The organism is Arcobacter sp. CECT 8983 (assembly GCF_004118855.1).
Taxonomy (GTDB): domain Bacteria; phylum Campylobacterota; class Campylobacteria; order Campylobacterales; family Arcobacteraceae; genus Halarcobacter.
In genome coordinates, this window is sequence record NZ_PDKF01000004.1 from 399,576 (window position 1) to 422,842 (window position 23,267).

The window sequence follows — 23,267 nt, forward strand, 5'->3', positions numbered from 1 at the left end:
TTTTTAATATTATATGCTAAAATGCTACAAATTCAAATTAGTGAGAGAAAATGATAGAAGAGATTTCACAGTTTTTTTATAGCTTTAAAACAAAAATTGTTGATTCAAATACTTTAGAAAAAGAGTATTCAAAGCAAATCTTTGATTTTGCACAAAAAATTAAAGATGAAAAACTACAAGAAGAGTATAGAGATAACTTTTTACTTATTTTAGGTTATACCCTAAGATTAGAAGATATTTCACAAAGACTTTTTTTCACTTTCCAAGAAGCAATTTATGCTATTGATTTAGATTTTCAAATGAAAAATGAAGAGTCAAAAAAAGTTAACTCAATAGTTTATATCTTAGTTTTAGAAGTTATTTTAAAAGAACTTCAAATCAAACAAATAGATGAAGAATTAAAACAAGAAGCTTTAAACGCTTATGAAAAATTAGAAAAACAAAAAGCTAAAGAGAATAAAAAATACCACATGTATCAATACTAGGAATCTTTTGATCCTCTTGAGTTTGGATAATACCTTTTTTTAGGAATATTATTTATAATAAATGCTATAAAAAGCATTATAAAAGCACCTGTTGTAACAGGTATTAAAACATATAAAAATCCTAAGTTATGAATTTGTTCAGTTCCTATAACTGCAATTAGTGCAGTTGCTCCTCCTGGAGGATGTAGTGTTAATGTTAACTGCATAACTAAAATAGAACTAGCTACAGCAAGGGCTGAACACAACCATAAATAATCACCCAAAAGTTTAAAACTTGTTACTCCAATAATAGCACTTAAAATATGACCACCTACAAGATTTCTAGGTTGTGCTAAAGGAGAGTGAATTGCACCATAGATTAAAACAGCACTTGCTCCAAATGAGCCAATTACTAAAGATAAATCAGTATCATTTAAAAAGTTAAAGTGAATAAATGCAATAGCAATTATTCCTATAAATGAACCTATCCAAGACCAAATAAGATTTTCAATTTCAATTTTTTCTGTGTTTATTTTTTTAAATCTTTTAAAAAACTTCTTCATAGTTATACATACCTTTAAAAATGAAGTATAACTATTACTTTTTATTTATTCTATGACTTGAATCAAATTGGAATATTTAAAATTTCATCTTTTATTTCATTAATATCATCAATCACTTTTATAATATCTAAATCACCTGGATCAATCATTTTTTCATCAATTAAAGTAGTTTCAATAAATTTCATTAGTCCATCCCAAAATTCACTTCCTACAAGATAAACTCTAAATCCATCTCTCATTTTCCCAGTTTGTGTTAGAGTTACTACTTCAAAAAGCTCATCTAATGTTCCAAAACCACCAGGAAAAATAATACAAGCTTTTGAGTACTTAACTAACATATATTTTCTAGAAAAGAAATAATTAAAAGTTAAATGTTTATTTGTATATGGATTAACTGATTGTTCAAAGGGAAGGTCAATACTTAATCCAACAGATTCTCCATTTGAAGATTTAAAGGCACCTCTATTTGCAGCTTGCATAATTCCATCACCACCACCTGTGATAATATTAACACCTTCTTTTGCTAAAATATATGCTAGTTTTTGTGCTTTCATCGCATAGACATTTGTTTGTTTTGTTCTTGCACTTCCAAAAATAGTAACGTTATTTTTTAAATCTTTTAAAAGTTCTCTACCATTTGTGAAGTCATCATTAATTCTTGGACTATATATTACATTGTTTTTTTCCATGATTAACTCCTTTAAAATCAAGTTATGATTATATTTATATTTTCATTATAAAGCTTGTAATATTTTATAAAACAACAAAGTTTTATTTCATTTTACTTTTAATACTCACTTTTATCTCACCTGTTTTAGATAAAATAGCATTTTTAATCAGGAGAATTTAATTGTTTAATGAAAAAAATATACCCAAACTTATTATCTTTACGCCTATTATTACAGCTATATTAATTGCTTTTTTTACAATATATTTCTTTATAGATAATCAAAACAACTATTTTGAAGAAGAGAGTTTAATTGTTGAAAAAGAGTATTTACAAAAACAAAAAAATATTCTAAAAAAAGAGATTGATTATGCAATAAACTATATAAATCATAGAGTTAACAACAACAAATTATTAAGTGAAGAAGAGTTAAAAAAAGATATTTTGGAATATCTTGAAACTATTAGATATGGAAAACATGGATATCTTTGGATACATGATACAAATTATTATTTAAGAGGGCATCCTTTTAGACCAAATAGTATTGACACTTATGACATTGACTTAAAAGATGCAAAGGGCGGTTTTATTACTAAAAAGTTTATAGACGAAACAATTAAAAAGCCAAATGGAGTTTTTATTGAGTATTATTGGCAAAAGCCAGAGGAAAAAGACTTTTCTAAGAAACTTGGTTTTTTTAAACTATATAAAAAATATAATTGGGTGATAGGAGCAGGGCTTTATATTGATGATATTCAAGACTCAATAAATGCAAATAAAAAACTTTTAGAAAAGAAGATTAACAAACACATTAGATTAGTTGTAACTGTTTCCTTTCTAGCGATTTTGATAATTGGTGTTTTATCTTTTATTATGTCAAAAAAGATTACTCAAGTATTTAATGCTTATCAAGAAAATGTAAAAAGAAAAGAGCTTTTACTAGAAGATTTAAATAGAAATTTGGAGTTAAAAGTTCAAAAGGCTGTTAAAGAAGTTAAGAAAAAAGATAGGGCAATGCTTCATCAATCAAGGCTAGCAAGAATGGGAGCAATGCTTTCAATGATTGCCCATCAATGGAGACAACCTTTAAGTGAAGTATCTGGAGTACTCATGGAGCTTGAAACTGCAAATAAGTTTAATAAAGTAACTTCAGAAATGATTGAAGAGACAGTTAAAGAGTCAAATAAACAAATTGCCTTTATGTCAAATACAATTGAAGACTTTAGAAACTTCTTCAAACCAGATAAATTAAAAGTTGATTTTTATATAGAAAATGCTTGTAATAAAGCTTTAACCTTAGTTGATGCTTCACTTAAAAATTTTAATATAAAAGTAGAAAAGAAAATAAAATATAACCCTTTAATTCATGGCTATGAAAGAGAATTTGCACAAGTGATTTTAAATCTCTTATCAAATGCAAAGGATGCTTTAATTCAAAGACAAGTTTCTAATCCTACTATTAAACTTATAGTTACAAAAAAAGATAATAATGCCATTATTAAAGTAAAAGATAATGCAGGGGGAGTGGAAGAGGATTATTTAGATTTAATATTTGAGCCGTATTTTACTACAAAAGGTGCATCAAAAGGAACTGGTCTTGGGCTTTATATGGCAAAAATGATTGTTGAAAAAAACATGAATGGAGAAATTACTGTAGATAACAAGAAAAAAGGTGCAAACTTTTTAATTGTACTTCCTATAGAAGAGGTTTGAGTATGGATGAGAGTATAATAAAACAACTTCAAGAATATACTGTTCTTTGTGTGGAAGATGAAGATGGTATTAGAAAAAGATTAGTAAATACTTTAAAGTACTATTTTGGCGGTGTTTATGAAGCAAAAGATGGTGAAGATGGTTATTACTTATATAATGAATATAAACCTGATTTAATCATTACAGATATAGAAATGCCTTGTAAAGGAGGGATTTCACTTGTTGAAGATATTAGAAAAAAAGACAGTGACACCTTAGTAATAATGGTAACTGCTTATTCAACTGAAGAGTATCTTTTAGAGCTTATAAATCTAAATGTAAACCAATATATTCTAAAACCTGTAAACTCTGATTCTTTATTGACTGGAATTGTAAAAGCTTTTGGAAAAAGATTAAAAGAAAAAATCTTTTTTCACAAAGATTTATATTTTGATGTGCAAGAAAGGGAATTATATTATAAAGATGAGGTAGTTTCATTACGTAAAAGAGATAAAGAGTTCTTACTTTTACTTCATAGAAATAGAAATGTAGTTGTAACTTATGAGTTAATTGAAGAGTATTTATGGCGAGATAAGTCTATGAGCATAACAGCTTTAAAAACCTTTATAAAAGAGTTTAGAAAGCGTATTCCCATTGAAATTATTACAAATAAACCACAAGAAGGGTATAAATTAATCGATTTTTAGAAAAACTCACTTGAAACTCACTTAATTGTTTTATGATGAATTTCATAAACAAAGGTTGCCTTTAGAAAATATTGATTTTTAAAGGGGAACCTAAACAAAGGAGTCTTAATGTTCAAAAAAAGTTTACTTTTAGTTGCTCTTGCAAGTGTTGCATTAGCAGGTAATATTAAAATGGATTTAAATGCAAAATATGGTGCAAATAATTTCCATACAAAAGGTGCTGAAAAGTATGCACAATTAGTTAAAGATTACTCAAATGGTTCTGTAGATATTACAGTACATGCAGGATCTGCACTTATTAAAGGAAATCCTCTTAAAGCTGTAAAAGATGGAACAGTTGCAATGACTGATATGTTTATTCCTTTTACATCTGGTGGAGGAAAAGTGTTTGGGATTTCTGCTTTACCATTTATTGCTAACTCATATGAAGATGCTTTCAAGTTATATCAACTTGCAAAACCAGCTTATGATAAAACTGCAAAAAAATGGAATCAAAAAATTCTTTATTCTGTAACTTGGCCAGCTTCTGGTTTTTATTCAAAAAAAGAAGTTACAAAACTATCTGATTTTGAAGGTATAAAAACTAGAACTTATGACAAAAACTCTGCTGCATTTATTAATAAAGCAGGTGGAAATGCAGTTGCCTTACCTTGGGGAGAAGTTTATTCTTCACTTAGAACGGGTCTTGTTGACTCTGTAGTTACTTCTTCAGCATCTGGAAAAGATGGTAAGTTTTGGGAAGTATTATCAAACTATACAAAAATCAATTATGCATACCCTTTACAAGCAGTATCAATTAACTTAGATTATTGGAATTCTTTAGATAAAACACAACAAAAAGCCATGTTAAAAGCAGCAAAAGAGATTGAAAAAGCTCAATGGGAAGCTGCAAAAGAAGAAGATAGAGTTGCTTTAGAAATGCTTACTAAAAATGGAATGAAAGTAAGTGAAGCAACATCTGAATTAAAAGCTCAATTAGACAAAATTGCAAATGAGTTATTAGAAGACTATTTAGATGGTGCAAATTCTCAAATCAAAGCAATTTTTGAAGAATATAGAAAGTAGTTAGAAGTTATGAGTTTTATTTCTAACTTTATAGATAAGCTTACCAAATTTGGGGCTTATCTGTCAGCTTTTATCTTAGTAGCATTGGTTTCATTGATTTTAATTGAAATCTTTATTAGAGCATTTTTTGATATGTCAACAATGATAGCAGATGAATATAGTGGATATTTTTATTTGGCATCTATATTTTTTGGATTAGCATATACTTTCTCAAGTGATTCTCATATAAGAATTAACATAATTACTTCAAGGTTATCAAAAAAGACTAATAACAAGATTGATATTCTTGCAGCAGTTATTACCTTAGCTGTATTAGCTTTTGCTCTTTATAGAACAATTTTATTTACATATGATTCATATGAATTACAGATGTTATCAGAAAATGTTTCTGAAACACCACTATATTTAACACAACTTGCAATGCCTATTGGAATTACAATGTTCATGTTAGCTGTAGTATTATTTATTTTCAAAGGATTTACAAATGATTAGTGATCCTTTATTCTTATCAGTAATTTTAATTGTGATAATGTTTGTATTTTTATTATCATCATTATGGATTGGTGTTTCGTTAATGTTAACAGGTATTATTGGTATGTTATTATTTGACCATAATTTACCTCCTGTGATTTCTGTTTATGACAAAATTGGAGACTTATTAGCTTCTTCACTTTATGATGCCTTAAACTCTTGGTCTCTTGCAGCTTTACCTATGTTTATTTTAATGGGTGAAATTTTATATAAATCTTCTATTTCAACAAGATTGTTAAATGGTTTAAAACCTTGGCTTGCATTTATACCAGGAGGTTTACTTCATGTAAATGTTGCAGCATGTTCTTTATTCGCTGCTGTTTCTGGTTCATCTGCTGCTACAACTGCAACAGTTGGGAAGATTACATTAGAAGAGTTAAAAAATAGAGGATACTCTAAAACATTAGCAATGGGATCACTAGCTGGTTCTGGTACATTAGGATATTTAATTCCTCCTTCTTTAATTATGATTATTTATGGAGTGTTATCAGATGTATCTATTGGTAAATTATTTGTTGCTGGGCTAATTCCTGGGCTTTTACTGGCATCTTTATACTCTTTTTATATCATGTATAAAGCCAAAGTTGACCCAAGTATTTTACCAAAAGAAAAAGAAGTATTTACATTTAAAGATAGAATAAACTCATTTAAAGATTTAGCACCAATTTTTTCACTTATTGGACTTGTTTTAGGTTCTATTTATGGTGGATTTTCTACTCCTACTGAAGCTGCTGCTCTTGGAGTATTAGGAAGCTTGATTCTTGCATTTTATTTTAAATCTATCTCAATAGATATTCTAAAAAATGCACTTTTAAACTCTGTTAAAACATCTGTTATGATTGGGTTTATTATTGCTGGTGCAGTTTTTCTTTCTCAAGTAATTGGATTTTTGGGAATTGCAAGAGCAATGAGTGAATTTATTGCAGGTCTTGGACTTTCTCCAATGATGTTAATTTTGTTAATTGGTATTATGTATATTATTTTAGGAATGATTTTAGAAGCTATTTCTATTGTAGTTATGACATTGCCAATTGTTTTACCAATCATTATTTTAGCTGGATTTGATCCACTATGGTTTGGTATTTTCTTAGTATTCATGGTTGAAATGGCACAAATTACGCCGCCAGTTGGTTTCTCACTATTTGTGATTCAAGGAATTAGTAATGAAAAAATACAGACAATTTTAAAAGCAACTTTTCCCTTCTTTATTCTTATGATTGTTACTGTTGTATTAATTACTGTGTTTCCTGAAATAGTATTCTTCTTACCAGACCAAATGATTAAATAATATTTTTGGTAAAATAAGGTTATATAAATGGAAGGTAATGAAATGATTAGATTAAATTGTGATATGGGGGAAAGCTTCGGTATTTGGAAAATGGGTGCAGATGAACAAATTATGCCTTATATTAGTATGGCAAATTTAGCGTGTGGTTTCCATGCAAGTGATCCTTTAACAATGAATCGTTCTGTTGAATTAGCAAAAAGATATAATGTAACTATTGGTGCTCATCCTGGATATCAGGATTTAGTTGGCTTTGGTAGAAGAAGCATTCAATGTACTTTAGAAGAGATTAAGTCAATAACTCTTTATCAACTAGGTGCATTAAGTGCCTTTTGCAAATCTCATGGTACAACTGTATCTTATGTAAAACCCCATGGTGCTTTATATAATGATATGATGCGAGATGAAAATATATTCAAAGCAATTTTAAGTGCTATTTCATCTTATGATAAAAATATTAAACTAATGATTTTATCAAATCCAAATAATGAAGCATTTTCCTATACTGCAAAAATGTATGGAATTAATCTAATCTATGAAGTATTTGCAGACAGAAATTATAATGACAATGGAAGTTTAGTATCAAGAATGCAACCAAACGCTATAATTCATGATGAATTATTAGTTATTGAAAGAATTCAAAATTTAAAAGATAGAGGATTTTTAGAAAGTGTAAATGGTCAAAGGCTATTTTTAAAAGCTGATACTGTTTGTGTTCATGGAGATGGTGCAAATGCACTTAATTTTATTCAAGCTTTACAAAAAGTAGTAAACTAAATGGAAATAAAAGTAGCTTCTGTTGATTGTGTAATTATTTATTTTGATACTAAAATCTCTAAAGAAATATCAAATAAAGTAAAAGCTTCATATGCTTATTTAAAGTCTTTAAATAATGAAGCTTTTATTGATATAATCCCTTCTTATAGCTCAATTTTAATTTCATATGATGTATTAAAATATGATTTTGAATCTATAAAAGCATATCTAGAAGAAAGGCTTAAAAATATAAAAGTAGATGAAGAAGAAAACTCTAAGCTTGTAGAAATAGATGTATATTATGGTGAAGAAGTAGGGCTTGATTTACAAAGGGTTGCTTCTATAAATAACTTAAATGTAGAAGAGGTAATAAATCTTCATTCTTCTAAAGTTTATGATGTTTATACAATTGGTTTTTTGCCTGGTTTTGCATATTTAGGTGTAGTTGATGAAAAAATTGCAACTAAAAGATTAGAAACTCCTAGAAAGAAAATTCCTAAAGGAAGTGTTTCCCTTGCTGATACTCAAACTGCTGTTTATCCAAAAGATAGCCCAGGTGGTTGGAATATTATTGGGAAAACTGCTTTTGAGTTTTTTGATAAAAATTTAGAACAATTATCGCAAATAGATATTAATACAAAAATAAAATTTAATCCAATTTCTAAAGAAGAATTTTTAAAACAAGGTGGAACTTTATGAAAGGCTTTGAATTAGTAAAAGCTGGGATTTATACAACTATTCAAGATAAAGGAAGATTCTCTTTCATGCATCTTGGTGTTACAAATTCAGGGTTTATGGATGAGTATGCTGCTAATGCTTGTAATAAACTTTTAGATAACAATCTTGAGACAAATCTTCTTGAAATCCTTTTTGCTGGTGTAGTATTAAAATCACATCAGAATACTACTATTGCAATAACAGGTGCTAAATGTGACTTTTACATTAATGGTGTTTTAAAAAACTGTTGGGAAACTCATAAAGTAAGAGTAGGGGATGAAATTAAAATTGGTAAATTCAATGAAGGTCAAAGAGTTTACTTAGGTGTAAAAAATGGCTTTGATATTGAAAAAGAGTTTGGAAGTAATGCTACTTCTATGAAAGAAGGCTTTGGTGGTCTTGATGGAAATAAACTAAAAAATAGTGATATTTTAGCGTTTGAAGAAAATTCATCTTTTGTAAAAAGAAGATGGAAAGAAAAGTTTGTTCCTAAATATAAAAAAGAGTTAACACTAAGAGTGATACTTTCATATCAATGTGATAAGTTTGAAGAAGAACAAATAGAAAAGTTCTTCTCAAGTGTTTATACAATTACTCCTGATTTTAACTCTATGGCTTGTAAACTTGATGGAGAGGCTATTGAATGTACTATTTCAAATCTAGTTTCTGAAGCAATTGCCTTTGGTAGTATTCAAATACCAAAAGATGGAAAACCAATAATTCTTTTAAAAGAGAGACAAACTATTGGTGGTTATCCAAAGATTGGTGCAGTTTTAAATATTGATTGTTATAAATTAGCTCAAATGAAACCTGGAAGTAAAATAAGATTTGAAAAAATTGAAATTAAAAAAGCAAGAGAAAAAGTTTTAAAATTTTTAGAGGCTTTTTCTTCTTAATCTGCTTGTTTTTTTAAAAGTGAGTTTAATACTTCATGGAAAGAGTCATCTTTCTTTGCTGCTATTGTTGAATATTTGTAGTTTGGTTTAATCATAACCCCTGAATTACTTTTTAGTGTTGTTACAAATAATACAGAAGAAGTATTTTTAATCAAGTTTGAAATAGTAGTAAAATCGTTATTTTTTACAGAAATAATGAATTTACTACTTAGGTATCTACAAATTTCAAAATCAATATCTTCTTTTTTGAACTCTTTATTTATAAACTCATAAATGAATATTAATAGATTATTTGAAATAAGTTTATTGTATGTTTTTTTGATATATTCAAAATCTTTTACATCAATTAGTATAATAATTGCATCTTCTTTTATCTTAGAATTTTGGGCTAAGTATTTATGATATAACCATTTTTTATTATAGGCACTTGTTAAATAGTCTTTGTATATATTCTCTGTCATATCTTGAAGTTTTTCTTGAAGTTCTTTTATTTGTACATAGAGTTTTTTTAGTGCAGAAGAGTTGTTTTCTTCAATGGCTTTTTGTGCATCTAAAGTTAATGCAGCAGCATTATCAATATTTTTAGTAGCATTTTTTACATAGTTATTAATAGTACTAATTTCACTTAAAAGAAGTTCATCTACTTCTTTTTCAAAGCTTTCATCTTTTAGTTCTATTTCTGAAAGTTTTGCATGTTTATCAAAACATTCAAAATATTCTGATGGCAAAATCACTTCTTCTTTAAGTAGTTCATTTATTGTTAAGTCGGTAATTTCTTTTAATTTCTCTTTCATTGCATATCTTCCATTATTTCTTTAATTGGCATAGGTTTTGCTATATAATAGCCTTGCGAGTAATCAATATCAAGTGATTTTACATATCTTAGAATCTTTAAATCACTTACAAACTCTGCTACTATTTTAATATTTTGTTCTTTTGCAAAAAGTACAATACTTTTTACAAGATTATAATAAACATCTTCATCAAGTTTTTTAATTAAACTTCCATCTAGCTTTATATAGTCAGTATTAATATTTAGAATATGCTCATAATTTGAAAATCCACTTCCAAAGTCATCAATAGCGATAGATACATTATAGTTTTTTAAATCTCTAATAAATTCATTTACTAAATAATAGTTTGAGATTTTTTTGCTTTCTAAAATTTCTATTGTTAAGTATTTACCAATATCATGATCTTTGATATTTTCAATAATTAAATCTTTCATTCCTGGATTTAAAATATCATTGTAATCTAAATTTATACTAACATCAATTTTATATCTTTTTATATATTCAATAACTTTTAGAATCAAAATTTCCATTAGTTTATTAAAAAGTCTATATTTTCTTGATTTATTTATAAAAACTGCTGGCATTAAAACTTGTCCATCATGGTCATAGATTCTCATTAATGCTTCATATTTTGTATTCTTTTTTGTTTTATTATCTTGAATTGCTTGGAAAAATGGTTCTACTGTTCTTTCTTCAATATTTTTTCTAAGAACAGATAAAAGCTCTCTATTTTCAAAATGATTGTGATAAAGTTTTGCATCATAATACATGAAGTTTATATAGTTCATCTTTGCATTATGTAAAGCTTTTTCTGCATATACTAAAAGTTCATTTCCTTTACCTTTTGAAGACCCTATAGTAATATCAATGTCAATCTTTAGATCAGAACCTAATAGTGAAAATTGATGTGCAATAATAGTATTAAAGATGATATTTTTAATTTCAATAACTTCTATTTTAGATAAATCATCATAAATTATTAAATTAAAAACATCAACATGGGTATTTTGAGCAGTAACACAGAGTTTTCTTTCAAGATTAAAAAGAATCTGTTGTTTAATATTTGTTGTTAAAAGCCTATAAAGTTGTTTTATTATGTAGTCGCCATTTTCAAAACCATATACAGCATTGATATCTTTCATATATAAAATATCAATTAAAAAAGTAGTTTTAATGTTATTTTTATAAAAATATTTGCATAAACTATTATATATGGACATTTTGCCTTCTTGATTTTGATTATTAAGTATATAAGATTAACTCTTTAATAAAAATCAAAAATGTAAAATATTTTATTAAATTTGTGATAAATGTAATATTGTTTATACATAGTGTATAATAACCCTTAATTTATCATACTTTAGTTAAAATCACATCCATATAGTAAAAGGGTTAAAATAGTACCTTTTTCTAAAATCAATTAAGGCTTTTAAGTGGAAGAATTTATTAGGGAATGGGGATATATTGCACTTTTCGCATACTCATTTGGTGGAGGATTTGTAGGATTAGTTATAGCAGGTGTATTATCTTATGCAGGTGATTTAAATATTTATATTTCAATATTAGTAGCAGGGGTTTCTAACTTTATAGGAGATCAATTTTTATTTACTCTTGCTAGGCAAAATAAAGCTTATGCAAAAGATATGATGAATAAATATGGTAGAAAGGTTGCATTAACTCATATTCTTATGAGAAAATATGGGTCATTTGTTGTAATCATTCAAAAGTATATTTATGGAGTAAAAACTTTAATTCCTTTAGCAATGGGACTTACAAAATACTCTTCAATGAAGTTTGTTCTTTTTAATGCAATTGCTACAACGCTTTGGGCTTGTATTGTTGGTTTTGCTAGTTTTACTGCTGGAGAATATATATTAAGTAGTACAGAAGAGTTTAAATATATTGGTTTAGCAATTGTTGCAGTTATCATAATTGCATTAACTTATTTTTTTAGAAGAGTTTAAAGAAGGAGAAAGCTTAAAAGCTTTCCCATTCATCATTATCCTCTTTTGAGTTGTACACTTTAGTAGGCTCTTTTTCTGCCTTTACTGGTTTTTGTCTTTGATTTGTTTGTTTGTAATCTTTTTTCATAACTTTTTCAATACTTCTTTTTTCATTTCCATTATATGAAAGGTCAGTAGTACTTTTTCTAATTTTGATTTCATCTTTACCATCAAAATCTTTAGCATCAGCATGATCAATAATCATATTAGAAATTTCTAAAGTTTTTTGTGCAATAGTATCTGCTTGAGATGCATTTTGTGCATTTTCTTGTGTGATTTTATCTAAATTAGTAACGGCATCATTAATTTGAACCATTCCTGCTGACTGTTCTTTACTTGCAGTGGTAACATTTTCGATTAAATCAATTGTACTAGAAATATTTTGGTTTAGCTCATCATATCCATTAATCATATCTGAAGCAATTTTCTTACCATCATTTGTTTTTAATTGTGCATTTTCAACTAAATCTTTAATCTCTTTTGCTGCTTCAGCAGATCTATTTGCTAAGTTTCTAACTTCACCTGCAACAACTGCAAAACCTTTTCCAGCTTCACCTGCTGTTGCTGCTTCAACAGCTGCATTAAGTGATAAAATATTTGTTTGGAAAGCGATTTGGTCAATTACAGTAATTGCTTCATTAATTGCTGTTGTTTGTGCATTTATATCTTCCATTGATTTAGCAGTATTATTTGCTAATTTTTGTCCTGTTAATACAGAGTGTTTAACTTTGTCTCCATACTCAGCCATTTTTACTGTAGTCTCAGTATTACTTTTAATATTTGCAGTTATCTCTTCAAGTGCTGCAGCAGTTTCCTCTAAAGAGGCAGCTTGATTGTTTGCAGCATTTGCAATTTCATCCATATTTTTAGTTAATGTATTTGCATTTTGACTTAAGATTAAACCACTTCTTTTATTTTCAATTAATGTTTCAGTGATTACATTTCTTAAAATATTTACGTCATCTTCAAGCTTTTTAATTGCTCCCTCTAAATTATTACCTTCAAGTTTTGGTTTAAAATCGAGTTTTGAATAAGAGTTAAGAACTTTCATAATATTTTCAATGTTTTCATTTAAAGTATGAAGCATTTCATTAATAATATTTTTAAGTTCACTTAATGCAGGATTGTTTGAGTCACTTGTTATTCTAGTATCTAAGTGACCTTTATTAATCTTATTTGCAACTTCAATTGTATTTGAGATAAGATTTCTATCAGCTTGAATATTTGCTTTTGTTTTATTAATATTTTCATTAATAAGTCTAGACATTTTACCTAATTCATCATTTGAATTAACAACTTCTAAATTTATATCATCTTTTTCATAGTTGATAAAGGCAAAGAAGTCATCTAATCCTTTTTTAACTTGGTCAACATCTAAAAGAATTGTAAAAGCAATTGTTCTAGCAAGTATAAGTGTTAAAGCAACACCAATTGCACATAAAATACCAAAAAGAATAATTTCATATATAGCATTTTCTATTTCTTTATTAATGGTTTTAATAAGATGTTCTGCAAGGTAGTTTTCAACTTTTTTTAATAAATTAATTTTTTTAGTAATAGTATTAAACCAATAAGAAGGATCAACTCCAAAGTTTGAATCTATATCTTTAAATAAAGCAATATCTCTCATTCTCTTTACTTCTTCAACTGCTTCACCTTTTACTGTATTTTTGTAAAATACTTTAGATGAATCATCTGATACTTTTAAGAAAGCATCCATATAAGCATTTTGTGCAGCAATTAATGTATAGAATTTAGCTTTCATACCTTCACCAAAGTTATTCCTTGCAAAAGTATTTGTTCCCACTGCTCTTTCTATTCCTGCTCTTTCTTTAGATAATAAGAAGTTTAAATAAGCAATTATATCTTGTGACACTTTTGCATTGGTAGATAGCTTTGCAATACTACTAATTGTATTTAATAATGAACTATTTATATTTGTATAATATCCAATTGCTTTAGAAGTTTGAATATTTAACCCAGTTACATTAGATCTAGTATTTGAAAGGTTAGTTAACATATCTAAACTTTTTTGTAAGTTGTTATTGAATTCTTTTCCATATTTAGATTCATCAAAGGTAGATAAAAAACTTTTCATTTCAGAAAGTCTATTATCTGTTAAATCTCTTTGTGTAGGTAATTTGTCCTGGAATTTACTTCCTTTACTTCCTAAATATCCTGCTGTCATACCTCTTTCTTTTTGTGTTTCATGTACAAGTGCACCAATCTTAGTAGATAATATAATTACATTATCCAAACTCTTTAAATTGTTATAGTACAAAAAAGAGTTAAAGCCCAGTTCTGCAGCTAATAATATTACAACACATAAAGGTATTGACATTATTAAAATAAGCTTTTGTTTAATAGACATTTTTGAAAGCATTTTTATTCCTTTAAATTACTAGATATATAAAAATAATTTTTAAACAGATAATAAAAAGCTTATACTATTTATCCTTTAAGATAATTTAAATTGTAATAAAGTAAAAATATAACTTAATTATATTTATGATAATTTAGATATAATCAATAAAAGAGAGGTATATCATCAAAAAATTCACACAATTAAATTTACCTGCAAAATTTTTATCAAATCTAGAATCTTTGAACTATAATACAATGACAAAAATACAAGAAGAGTCCTTACCTATATCTTTAGAAGGTAAAGATTTAATAGCTCAAGCAAAAACAGGTTCTGGTAAAACAGTTGCTTTTTCTATTCCAATTGTAAAAAAATTAAATGTAAGAAAATTTGCAATTCAGTCTTTAGTTTTAGCTCCAACACGAGAACTTGCTAACCAAATTGCGCAAGAAATTAGAAAAGTAAGTAGGCATATTCATAATGTAAAAGTACTAACTTTATGCGGAGGAGTACCTTATAAACCACAAGTTGCTTCTTTAAAGCATGGTGCACATATTGTGGTAGCAACTCCAGGTAGAATACTTCAACATATTTTTGAAACAAAAGTAGATTTAAGTGATTTAGAAATGCTTGTATTAGATGAAGCAGATAAAATGTTAGATATGGGCTTTTATGAAGATATAACTAAAGTAATAGAAAATATTCCTAAAAATAGACAAACTATGCTTTTTTCTGCTACATATGAAAAAGATATTGAACAATTAGCAAGTGAAATTACAAAAGAATCTACTTTTATTCAAGATGAATCAGTACATGAAAAACAAACTATAAATCAAATAGTTTATGAAGCAAGTGAGACAGAAAAGGATTTATTGATACCTTCTCTTATCTCTTCACAAGAAGCAAAAAGTGTATTAATTTTTTGTAATACTAAAATAAAATGTGAAGAATTAGCTGATATTTTATATAAAAATGATGTTGATGTTTTAACTTTACATTCTGATTTAGACCAAAGAGAAAGGGATGAGACTATTATTATGTTCTCAAATAAGTCTTATCCTGTATTAATAGCAACAGATGTTGCCTCAAGAGGTTTAGATATTGATGATATTGATTTAGTTATTAACTACGATTTAGCAAAAGATGTAAAAACACATATTCATAGAATTGGAAGAACTGCAAGAGCTGGAAAAAAAGGATTAGCCTTATCTTTTTATGATGAAGAATCAAGATATAAGTTAGAGATGATAGAAGATAAGTTTGATGACTTAGTTTATGGAAAAAAAGAAGAAATTGAAGTTTGTAATTATGAAATTGATTGTGATTTTAGAACACTATTTATAAATAGTGGGAAAAAATTCAAACTTAGAGCAGGGGATATTTTAGGTGCCTTAACTGCTGGACTTGGCTTACCAAAAGATGCAATTGGAAAAATTGATATTTTAGAGTTTGTTTCCTATGTTGCAATAAAAAAAGAGTACATAGAACAAGCCTATGAAGGGCTTTGTAGAAATAAAATAAAAGGAAAATACATTAAGTGTTTTATAAAGTAGTTACTATACTTATGATTAATTTAAGATAGAATCCTATAATATTTTCAATAAGGAGTTTGTTATGAAAATAATATCTTTACTACTTCTTTTTATCACAATTGCTTTTTCTTCAAGTATTAATTTTGAAGACAATTTAAAGGAAGCAAAAGAAGAGGCTATCAAAAAAAATAGACCTTTAATGATTATGTATTCAACACCTACTTGTCCTGAATGCAATTATATGAAGAAAAAAGTTTTCAAAAATGAAGAAGTTAGTTCTTATGTCAATAAAAATTTTGTTTCGGTTGTTATGGATATAAATGAAGATAAAAAAGAACTTCCTTTTAAATTTATAGGAATACCTAGTTTCTTTTTTGTAAATGCAAGAACAATGGAATTATTAGATAAAAGTTTAGGTGGAATGAGAGAAAAAGAGTTTTTAACTGTTTTGGAAAAAGTAAAGAAATAAAGGATATCTTATGAAATATTTTATTTTGAGTATTCTTTTTATTTCAAGTTTATACTCTTATAACCAAGAAGATTTAGAAAAATATTTAGCTACAAAATCCTGTGAAGAGTGCGATTTATCACTGGCAAATCTTAGTAATAAAGATTTACAAAACTCTAATTTAGTTGGAGCAAACCTAACAGGTGTAAACTTCCAAAACTCAGATTTAGTAAAATCAAATCTTTGGGGAACAACTTTAGAGAATGCAAACTTAAATAATACAAATTTAAGAGCTTCAAATTTACAAGCTGCTATTTTGATAAATGTTCAATGTAATAATACAATTTTAAAAGGTGCAAATTTATCAAATGCTTCTTTAGAAAATCTAAAGTGTGAAAATCTTTCTTTATGGGCTACAAGACTTTTAGATACTAGCTTTGACAATGTAGATTTTTCAAATGCAGGAGCAGCATACTCTATTTTCGATTCAGTAAATTTTACTGATTTAAAAATAGATGGAGCAATTTTTTGGAATGCAAAAATTTCAAACTCAACTCTTTCAAAAGAAAAGTGTGAGTATTTACAAAAAGAAGAAGCTATATTGTATGAAAATAGTTGTGAAGATTAATTTTTATTTTTCTTCTTTTCATTAATTTGTTGTATGTTTAGTTTATGACACATTTTCATTCCATACAAATAGATTACCCATGAAATATAAATCCAAAAAAATGAAAATAATAAAATAGCTAATGAACCATAAATAGTTGTATATGTTTTATTATAAATAACATAATAAATAAATAGATTTTTAGTGATAGAAAGAATTACTAAAGTAAATAGTGATGAAATGGCAGCTGCTCTTTTATGTACATATCTATTTACACTGAGTTTAAATAATCCAAAAAATACTAACCAAGCAAATGAAAAAGTAATTATCCAATTAAAAAAACTATTTTCGTAAAAAGATAATGCAATATTAACTGCTGCTAGCATTAAAGGCAAAGTAACTAAGAAAAATAGATAAAAAAAGAATGATGCTAAAAGAGGTTTTCTTTTTGCCTGATGTATCTTATTTACAATATATTCATAATCTTTAAAAAACATAATAAATACAAATAGCATATATAAAATACCTAACCAACCAAGTTTATCAGAGTTTGATATATAGTTTTTAAAAGTATTTATAAACTCTTTTGAGTGAGTAGGATTTAAAATATCAAAGGTATATTTAATAAAAATATCCGAGTAGTTTTGTATAACATCTAAACTTGAGATAATTGCAATAAGTAAAGCTATTATTGGTAAGATGGAAAAAATTGTAAAGAAACTAAGACTTGCTGCATAATAAGTTGTATCATCATTAAAAAATGAGTCTAATGCTTTAAGTAAGGTCTTAAGTGGACTCTTTACAATTTCTGGTTCTTTCATTTTTATTCTTTAGTTAATAAGCCCCATTTTAAAAGGATTTAAAATATTTTTAGGGTCAAATGCTTTTTTTATACTTTTAAATAGTTCTATTTCTGCATTATTAAAAGCTATATTCATAAATGGTGCTTTAGATAAACCAATCCCATGTTCACCTGATAAAGTACCACCCATATCAACAACAAGTTGGAAAATCTCTTCAATAGCCTTGTGTCCATCTTCCATCTCTTTTTCGTTTGTTTTATCTTTAACCATTACATTAACGTGAATATTTCCATCTCCTGCATGACCAAAACAAGGTACATTGAAACCATATTTTTCTCCAATTGCATAGATCGCATCAAGTGCTTCAGGAAGTTTTGATCTTGGAACAGAAATATCTTCATTTAGTTTTTTAGTTCCATAAATCATAGTTGCAGGACTTGCATTTCTTCTTGCAAACCATAAAGCATTTCCATGAGCTTCATCAGTAGCTTCAATAAAATCAATAGAACCATATTTTGCAAAAGCTTCTTTTAGTGTAGCTATTTGCGAATCAATTTCAGCTTGGCTTGAACCATCTACATCACCAACTAATATACCACCTGCATTTTCAGGAAGTTCTATTTGAGGAAATTTTTGTTTTAAAGCTTTAATTACAAGTGCATCTAAGAATTCCATTGCAACAGGATTTGCACCAGCAGCAAGTGATTTAAATACGGCATTCATAGCTGTATTTACATCAGGGAAAACACCCATATAAGTTTGTTTAAATTTTGGTTTTGGAATTAGTTTTAAAGTGATTTCCGTAATAACAGCAAGAGTTCCTTCACTTGCAATTAAGATACCAGCAGTGTTATATCCTGCAACATCTTTAATTGTTTTCTTACCTGCTGCAATAATTTCACCATTTGGTAAAACAGCTCTTAATGCAACAACATAGTCTTTTGTAATACCATATTTAGCAGCTCTCATTCCACCTGCATTTTCAGATACATTCCCACCTAAAGTAGAGTACTCTTCACTTGCTGGATCTGGTGGATAAAATAGTCCTACTTCTTCAACTGCTTTTTGAAATTGCATATTAATAAGTCCAGGTTGAACAACTCCAACCATATTTTCCATATCAATTTCAAGAAGTTTATTCATATGTCTTTCTAAACTTAAAATAATTCCACCATTTGAAGGTAATGCCCCACCTGTGAAACCACTTCCTGCACCCCTTGGTACAATTACAATTTCATGGTCATTGCAATATTTTAATACTTTTGATACATCTTGTTCATCTCTAGGGAAAACAACTGCATCTGGCTCAAATCTCTCTTTTGTTGCATCATAACAATAAGCGATTAAATGTGCTTTATCAGCTTTTACATTCTCTTCACCTACAACTGATTTAAAAAAATCAATATGCTCTTTATTTAGTTGCATTTTTTAAACCTAAAATTGTTTTATAATAGTTGTTATAAATCTCACCTTTAACTTCTAAAGCACCAGATTCAAGCTCATCTTCTAATAAAATTTGTTCTTCAGTTCTTTCATCATCACCTAAGAATGTTTTTAAGAATCCTAACCAGTTTTCATAATCTAACACAGTATCAAATGCATTTTTTTCAATCTTTTCAATTCTTGTATAAAATGGCATTTTTTCATCTTGTGTAAAGTTATATGCTAATGAACCTTTTTCTAAAATAGCGAATGTTTTACTGTCAACTATATAAGTAGTACTTCCAATTACAAAGAAAATTGTTCCAATATTTTGAGTTGCAGCAAACTCTTGAATAGTCTCTTTTGAAGGTAACGGTTCTCCTTCAACTTTTAATTTTGCAGCAAAAAGGTCAGAGTGTAAAAAGTCATTATCTCTGTATTTTTCTCTTGTAGCTAAAAATGCATCTTGTGATGGAGCGATAATCATAGAAGAGTCATATAAATAGTTTACTGTTACTTTATCTCCAGTTACAGGTTTTCTATTTGAAGTAGGAATTGCATTTTGCTTAATATCTAAGAATGGAATAATTTTTAGTGTTGAATTATTTGCATTTGAATCTGTAACATAAGCGTTAGCTACAATAAGTGATTTTCCATTTTCATAAGTATGTTCAATAATTGCACTTTGTCCAACTCTTAGATTTCCTATATTTATAGATGCAATTTCTCCATTTGTATTAGAAATTTTTGTATAAATTGGGCTATACTCTAATTTTTTATATTTATTTTCCATAAATTTTGCATTATCAATAGAGATTAATTCTTCATCAGTTAAAACATAAATATAGTTTAGACCTTTTTCTCCATTTTCAATTTTTAAATCTTTTAACTTCCAACCATTTTTTTTCATTTGTGTAAATGAAAATTCACCATTACATTGCCCACCATCAAGCTTAGTTGCTTCAATAGTAGAAGGTGTCTTCCAATCTTTTTTATAACAAATAGTAGTTTGTGCATTTAACCCTTGTGTTAAAACAAAAGTAGATATTGCTGCAATTAAAGTTTTAGATAATAGTTTCATTGTTTTCCTTAGTTTACTTGTTGAAGTTCTTGAAGTCTTTGTTTTACTACATCTGCGTGTAGAACTTCAATTTTTTCACCTTTTACAGTTTTTTTCTTTCTAACATTTACTTTTTCCCATTTTTCAGCAATCTTACCTTCAGGGTTAATAATAAAAGTAGTTCTTACAACTCCCATATTTTCTTTTCCCATGAATTTTTTAAGTTGCCATACTCCATAGTCTTCACACATTTTTTTATCAGTATCAGCTAATAAAGTAATAGATAGATTATATTTTTCAATAAATTTTCTGTGTTTTGCAGTATCATCAGGACTAACTCCTAAGATAATTGCATCTAAGTCATCAAATTCGGCTTCTGCTTCTGTAAAGTCGCAAGCTTCATTTGTACAACCTGGAGTTAAGTCTCTTGGGTAAAAGTATAATACAATCCATTTACCTTTTAAGTCTCTAGAACAAATTTCAATATCATCTTGATTTGGTGCACAAAACTCTGGTGCTACTTGTCCAACTTCTACCATAATAATCTCCTTTTAATTAGTTCCCTAATTTATAAATATTTTTTATTTCTATTTTTTTATTGCAATAAATGTAGCAAAGTTTACCCATTTAAATAGTATTTCACAATGGTCAAATCCTGCGTCAAGTATCATCTTTTTGTTTTCTTCATCAGTATAAGGTATAAGTACATTTTCCAAAGCTTCTCTTTTCTGAGAAATCTCATATTCACTATAGCCTTGAGTCTTCTTAAATTCATAATACTCATCAATGTATTGTTTACCTAAAACTTTATCAGATGAAATTACTTTTTCACAAAAAATAAAAACACCACCTGGTTTAAGGCCTTCATAAATTTTTTTTACAAGTTTTTCTCTTTGAAGAGGTCTTATAAATTGAAGTGTATAGTTAGAGATAATTAGCTTTGCATTAGGATAATCAATAGTGTGTAAGTCTTCATTTAAAAGTTTAATATCTACTCCAAAAGCTTTACACTTATTAGCTGCTCTTGCAAGCATTGCAGGAGAGTTATCTATACCTATTAAGTTTAACTTTTTAGAAGTATGCTTTGATAGTTCTATTAGCGTCGAAGCTGTAGAACATCCTAAGTCATATACAGTATCATCGTCTTCTAAATAGTTTAGAGCAAAATTTATTGTTAATCGTTGCATCTCTTTATAAAAAGGAACAGAACGATTTAACATATCGTCAAATACTGATGCTACTTCTTCGTCAAACTCAAATTGTTTTGTTATTGATTTTTCAAATACCTTATCTGTCATAGGGATATTTTAGCTAAATGAAGTTTAATTATAATTTATCAATTGATTCAATTACTTTAAAATTTCTCTAGCATTGTTAATATCTTTGTGAATTTGTTCTTTTAACTCTTCAAAAGAATCAAATTTTTTATTATCTCTTATTTTATCAATAAATTCAATTTGAACTGTTCTATAATTGTTTTTAATAGTTTTATCTAAGATGTGTGTTTCAACTGCAAAGCTACCATCAGTAGTTACTCTATGTCCTAAAAATGTTATTGAGTTATGACTTTCTTCAGCAATAATAGTATGTGTAGCATATACACCTTCATTTGGTAATAAAAAGTCATCAACTTTTAGGTTTATAGTAGGTACAAAACTCTTACTTCCTAAGCCTTGACCTTTTATTTGGTCTCCAAATATTTTATAGTTTTTAGCTAAAAGTTTGTTTGCAAACTTGATATTCCCATCTTTAAGATATTCTCTTATAACTCTTGAATGAACAGGAACATCTTCAATTTTGATTTCATCAATTACTATAACTTCTCCATCAAAAAGTTCTTTTAATTGAGGTATACAATTTTGTCTATTTTTGCCAAAACAAAAATCAAAGCCTACAACTATTTTTTCTAAATTTGGAAACTCTTCTTTTATAAGGTTTAAAAACTCAACGCCAGTTAGATGTTTTATGTTTTCAAGTTCATAATAGTAAATAGGGTAAACAGAATACTCTTGTCTATAACTTTTAGGAGTTAAGTTTGCAAAACCAGATTCAATAGAAACAATTCCTCCATTTTTGCCAAGTTTATTAAATAGCTTTTGGTGAGCATAATGCATACCATCAAAACCACCTAAAGCAATTGCAGTTATGCTTTTTTTATTTGTCAAAATAGAAGAGCTCTTCTTCATTTCCATCTTTTCCTTCAAGTTTACTTTTTGCACAAGCTTTTAGATTCCATCCTAGTAATTTACATGTATCCAAAAATTTATCCCTTGATTTAGTGATAGCTTTGATGTCTTTTACAACACCTTTTTTATCTCTTTTTATATTTGTTCCAACTTCAAATTGCGGCTTAAATAAAATTATAATTTCATTTTTAGCATGTGAATTTATATCTTCAATAATATTTAAAATAGAGATAAAAGAAACATCACAAGTTACAAGGTCAAACTTTTTTTCACTTTTAAAAGTTCTAATATCTTGATTTTCATAAAAGACAATTCTTTTATCATCTTTTATTCTTTCATGTAGTTGGTTTGAACCTACATCAACACAAACAACATTTTTAACATTTTTTTCTAAAAGTATTTGAGTAAAACCACCTGTACTACTTCCAATATCTAAAGCCTCTTTATTTTCAAGGTTTATATTAAACTCTTCAATAAAGTATTTTAGTTTATAAGCAGCACGGCTTACATAAAACTCATCTTCTAAAAGTTCTATATTATTATCTTCGTAAATTTTAAAAGATGGTTTTGTAACTATTTTTCCATCTACTTTTACTTTTTTGGCTTTTATAAGTTCGTTTGCTTTATTTCTACTTTGAATATCAAAATGTTTTGTAAGATATAAATCTAGTCGCATCTCTTTCATTGAGCAATTATAATAAAAAAAT

General features: G+C 27.4%; 25 protein-coding genes. 13 read left to right on the top strand and 12 right to left on the bottom strand.

What is annotated here, in order from left to right:
* The first annotated feature begins 50 nt into the window (after positions 1-50).
* The gene (locus CRV01_RS04835; protein WP_129007108.1) at positions 51-485 is read left to right on the top strand and encodes a hypothetical protein; all 435 of its coding nucleotides are present in this window, start codon (positions 51-53) and stop codon (positions 483-485) included.
* Here the strand turns inward: CRV01_RS04835 and CRV01_RS04840 are convergent.
* Entirely contained in the window at positions 482-1,027 is a 546-nt protein-coding gene (locus CRV01_RS04840) for an HPP family protein (protein ID WP_129007109.1), read from the bottom strand. The genes CRV01_RS04835 and CRV01_RS04840 overlap by 4 nt on opposite strands.
* A 62-nt stretch (positions 1,028-1,089) precedes the next feature.
* A complete protein-coding gene (locus tag CRV01_RS04845) occupies positions 1,090-1,716 on the bottom strand; it encodes a TIGR00730 family Rossman fold protein (RefSeq protein WP_129007110.1) in 627 nt (208 codons plus the stop codon).
* A gap of 161 nt (positions 1,717-1,877) precedes the next feature.
* Between CRV01_RS04845 and CRV01_RS04850 the strand changes: the two genes are divergently transcribed.
* The 8 genes from CRV01_RS04850 (at position 1,878) to CRV01_RS04885 (ending at position 9,343) form a co-directional block, all read left to right on the top strand.
* Complete coding sequence (locus tag CRV01_RS04850; protein ID WP_129007111.1) at positions 1,878-3,407, top strand: cache domain-containing protein; 1,530 nt, start codon at positions 1,878-1,880, stop codon at positions 3,405-3,407.
* Between the two features lie 2 nt (positions 3,408-3,409).
* Positions 3,410-4,093, top strand: coding sequence for a response regulator transcription factor (locus tag CRV01_RS04855; protein ID WP_129007112.1), 684 nt, complete (start codon positions 3,410-3,412; stop codon positions 4,091-4,093).
* A 108-nt stretch (positions 4,094-4,201) separates the two neighbouring features.
* Positions 4,202-5,158: a TRAP transporter substrate-binding protein gene (locus tag CRV01_RS04860; RefSeq protein ID WP_129007113.1), complete on the top strand. Its 957-nt coding sequence runs from the start codon at positions 4,202-4,204 to the stop codon at positions 5,156-5,158.
* Between the two features lie 9 nt (positions 5,159-5,167).
* Complete coding sequence (locus CRV01_RS04865) at positions 5,168-5,650, top strand: TRAP transporter small permease subunit (RefSeq protein WP_129007114.1); 483 nt, start codon at positions 5,168-5,170, stop codon at positions 5,648-5,650.
* The gene (locus CRV01_RS04870; protein WP_129007115.1) at positions 5,643-6,977 is read left to right on the top strand and encodes a TRAP transporter large permease; all 1,335 of its coding nucleotides are present in this window, start codon (positions 5,643-5,645) and stop codon (positions 6,975-6,977) included. The genes CRV01_RS04865 and CRV01_RS04870 overlap by 8 nt, the downstream gene beginning before the upstream one ends.
* Positions 6,978-7,004: 27 nt before the next feature.
* Entirely contained in the window at positions 7,005-7,751 is a 747-nt protein-coding gene (locus CRV01_RS04875) for a 5-oxoprolinase subunit PxpA (RefSeq protein ID WP_129007116.1), read from the top strand.
* Entirely contained in the window at positions 7,752-8,429 is a 678-nt protein-coding gene (pxpB, locus tag CRV01_RS04880) for a 5-oxoprolinase subunit PxpB (RefSeq protein ID WP_129007117.1), read from the top strand. It abuts the gene before it with no gap.
* The gene (locus CRV01_RS04885) at positions 8,426-9,343 is read left to right on the top strand and encodes a biotin-dependent carboxyltransferase family protein (protein WP_129007118.1); all 918 of its coding nucleotides are present in this window, start codon (positions 8,426-8,428) and stop codon (positions 9,341-9,343) included. The genes pxpB and CRV01_RS04885 overlap by 4 nt, the downstream gene beginning before the upstream one ends.
* Here CRV01_RS04885 and CRV01_RS04890 read toward each other — a convergent pair.
* Together CRV01_RS04890 and CRV01_RS04895 are read right to left on the bottom strand one after the other, a co-directional pair.
* A complete protein-coding gene (locus CRV01_RS04890) occupies positions 9,340-10,137 on the bottom strand; it encodes a diguanylate cyclase domain-containing protein (RefSeq protein WP_129007119.1) in 798 nt (265 codons plus the stop codon). The genes CRV01_RS04885 and CRV01_RS04890 overlap by 4 nt on opposite strands.
* Complete coding sequence (locus CRV01_RS04895; RefSeq protein ID WP_129007120.1) at positions 10,134-11,357, bottom strand: EAL domain-containing protein; 1,224 nt, start codon at positions 11,355-11,357, stop codon at positions 10,134-10,136. The genes CRV01_RS04890 and CRV01_RS04895 overlap by 4 nt, the downstream gene beginning before the upstream one ends.
* 213 nt (positions 11,358-11,570) lie before the next feature.
* On the opposite strand from CRV01_RS04895, the gene CRV01_RS04900 reads away from it, so the two are divergent.
* The gene (locus CRV01_RS04900; RefSeq protein WP_129007121.1) at positions 11,571-12,101 is read left to right on the top strand and encodes a DedA family protein; all 531 of its coding nucleotides are present in this window, start codon (positions 11,571-11,573) and stop codon (positions 12,099-12,101) included.
* A 13-nt stretch (positions 12,102-12,114) separates the two neighbouring features.
* Here the strand turns inward: CRV01_RS04900 and CRV01_RS04905 are convergent, their stop codons facing one another.
* The gene (locus tag CRV01_RS04905) at positions 12,115-14,523 is read right to left on the bottom strand and encodes a methyl-accepting chemotaxis protein (RefSeq protein WP_129007122.1); all 2,409 of its coding nucleotides are present in this window, start codon (positions 14,521-14,523) and stop codon (positions 12,115-12,117) included.
* A 164-nt stretch (positions 14,524-14,687) separates the two neighbouring features.
* Here CRV01_RS04905 and dbpA point away from each other — a divergent pair, with 164 nt between their 5' ends.
* The 3 genes from dbpA to CRV01_RS04920 all read left to right on the top strand — a co-directional run bounded on the left by dbpA (position 14,688) and on the right by CRV01_RS04920 (position 17,110).
* Complete coding sequence (gene dbpA / locus CRV01_RS04910) at positions 14,688-16,055, top strand: ATP-dependent RNA helicase DbpA (protein ID WP_129007123.1); 1,368 nt, start codon at positions 14,688-14,690, stop codon at positions 16,053-16,055.
* 61 nt (positions 16,056-16,116) lie between these two features.
* Complete coding sequence (locus CRV01_RS04915; RefSeq protein ID WP_129007124.1) at positions 16,117-16,503, top strand: thioredoxin family protein; 387 nt, start codon at positions 16,117-16,119, stop codon at positions 16,501-16,503.
* Between the two features lie 10 nt (positions 16,504-16,513).
* Positions 16,514-17,110 (top strand): pentapeptide repeat-containing protein, encoded by a 597-nt coding sequence (locus tag CRV01_RS04920; protein WP_129007125.1) that lies wholly within the window; start codon positions 16,514-16,516, stop codon positions 17,108-17,110.
* On the opposite strand, the gene CRV01_RS04925 is transcribed toward CRV01_RS04920, so the two are convergent.
* The 7 genes from CRV01_RS04925 to CRV01_RS04955 are packed head-to-tail and all read right to left on the bottom strand — an operon-like array spanning position 17,107 to position 23,236.
* Positions 17,107-17,910, bottom strand: a complete 804-nt coding sequence (locus CRV01_RS04925) for a YihY/virulence factor BrkB family protein (protein WP_129007126.1) — start codon at positions 17,908-17,910, stop codon at positions 17,107-17,109. The genes CRV01_RS04920 and CRV01_RS04925 overlap by 4 nt on opposite strands.
* A 9-nt stretch (positions 17,911-17,919) precedes the next feature.
* On the bottom strand, positions 17,920-19,317 hold the full coding sequence (locus CRV01_RS04930) for an FAD-binding oxidoreductase (RefSeq protein ID WP_129007127.1): 1,398 nt from the start codon (positions 19,315-19,317) through the stop codon (positions 17,920-17,922).
* The gene (locus tag CRV01_RS04935) at positions 19,304-20,395 is read right to left on the bottom strand and encodes a plasminogen-binding N-terminal domain-containing protein (RefSeq protein ID WP_129007128.1); all 1,092 of its coding nucleotides are present in this window, start codon (positions 20,393-20,395) and stop codon (positions 19,304-19,306) included. Before CRV01_RS04935 ends, CRV01_RS04930 begins: the two co-directional genes overlap by 14 nt.
* Before the next feature lie 8 nt (positions 20,396-20,403).
* Positions 20,404-20,913: a thioredoxin-dependent thiol peroxidase gene (bcp, locus tag CRV01_RS04940; protein WP_129007129.1), complete on the bottom strand. Its 510-nt coding sequence runs from the start codon at positions 20,911-20,913 to the stop codon at positions 20,404-20,406.
* A 48-nt stretch (positions 20,914-20,961) separates the two neighbouring features.
* A complete protein-coding gene (gene cmoA / locus CRV01_RS04945; protein WP_129007130.1) occupies positions 20,962-21,672 on the bottom strand; it encodes a carboxy-S-adenosyl-L-methionine synthase CmoA in 711 nt (236 codons plus the stop codon).
* 51 nt (positions 21,673-21,723) lie between these two features.
* Positions 21,724-22,560 carry a bifunctional riboflavin kinase/FAD synthetase gene (locus CRV01_RS04950; protein WP_129007131.1) on the bottom strand — a complete coding sequence of 279 codons (837 nt, stop codon included), beginning with the start codon at positions 22,558-22,560 and terminating at the stop codon, positions 21,724-21,726.
* Entirely contained in the window at positions 22,529-23,236 is a 708-nt protein-coding gene (locus CRV01_RS04955) for a TlyA family RNA methyltransferase (RefSeq protein WP_129007132.1), read from the bottom strand. Before CRV01_RS04955 ends, CRV01_RS04950 begins: the two co-directional genes overlap by 32 nt.
* Positions 23,237-23,267 lie beyond the last annotated feature (31 nt).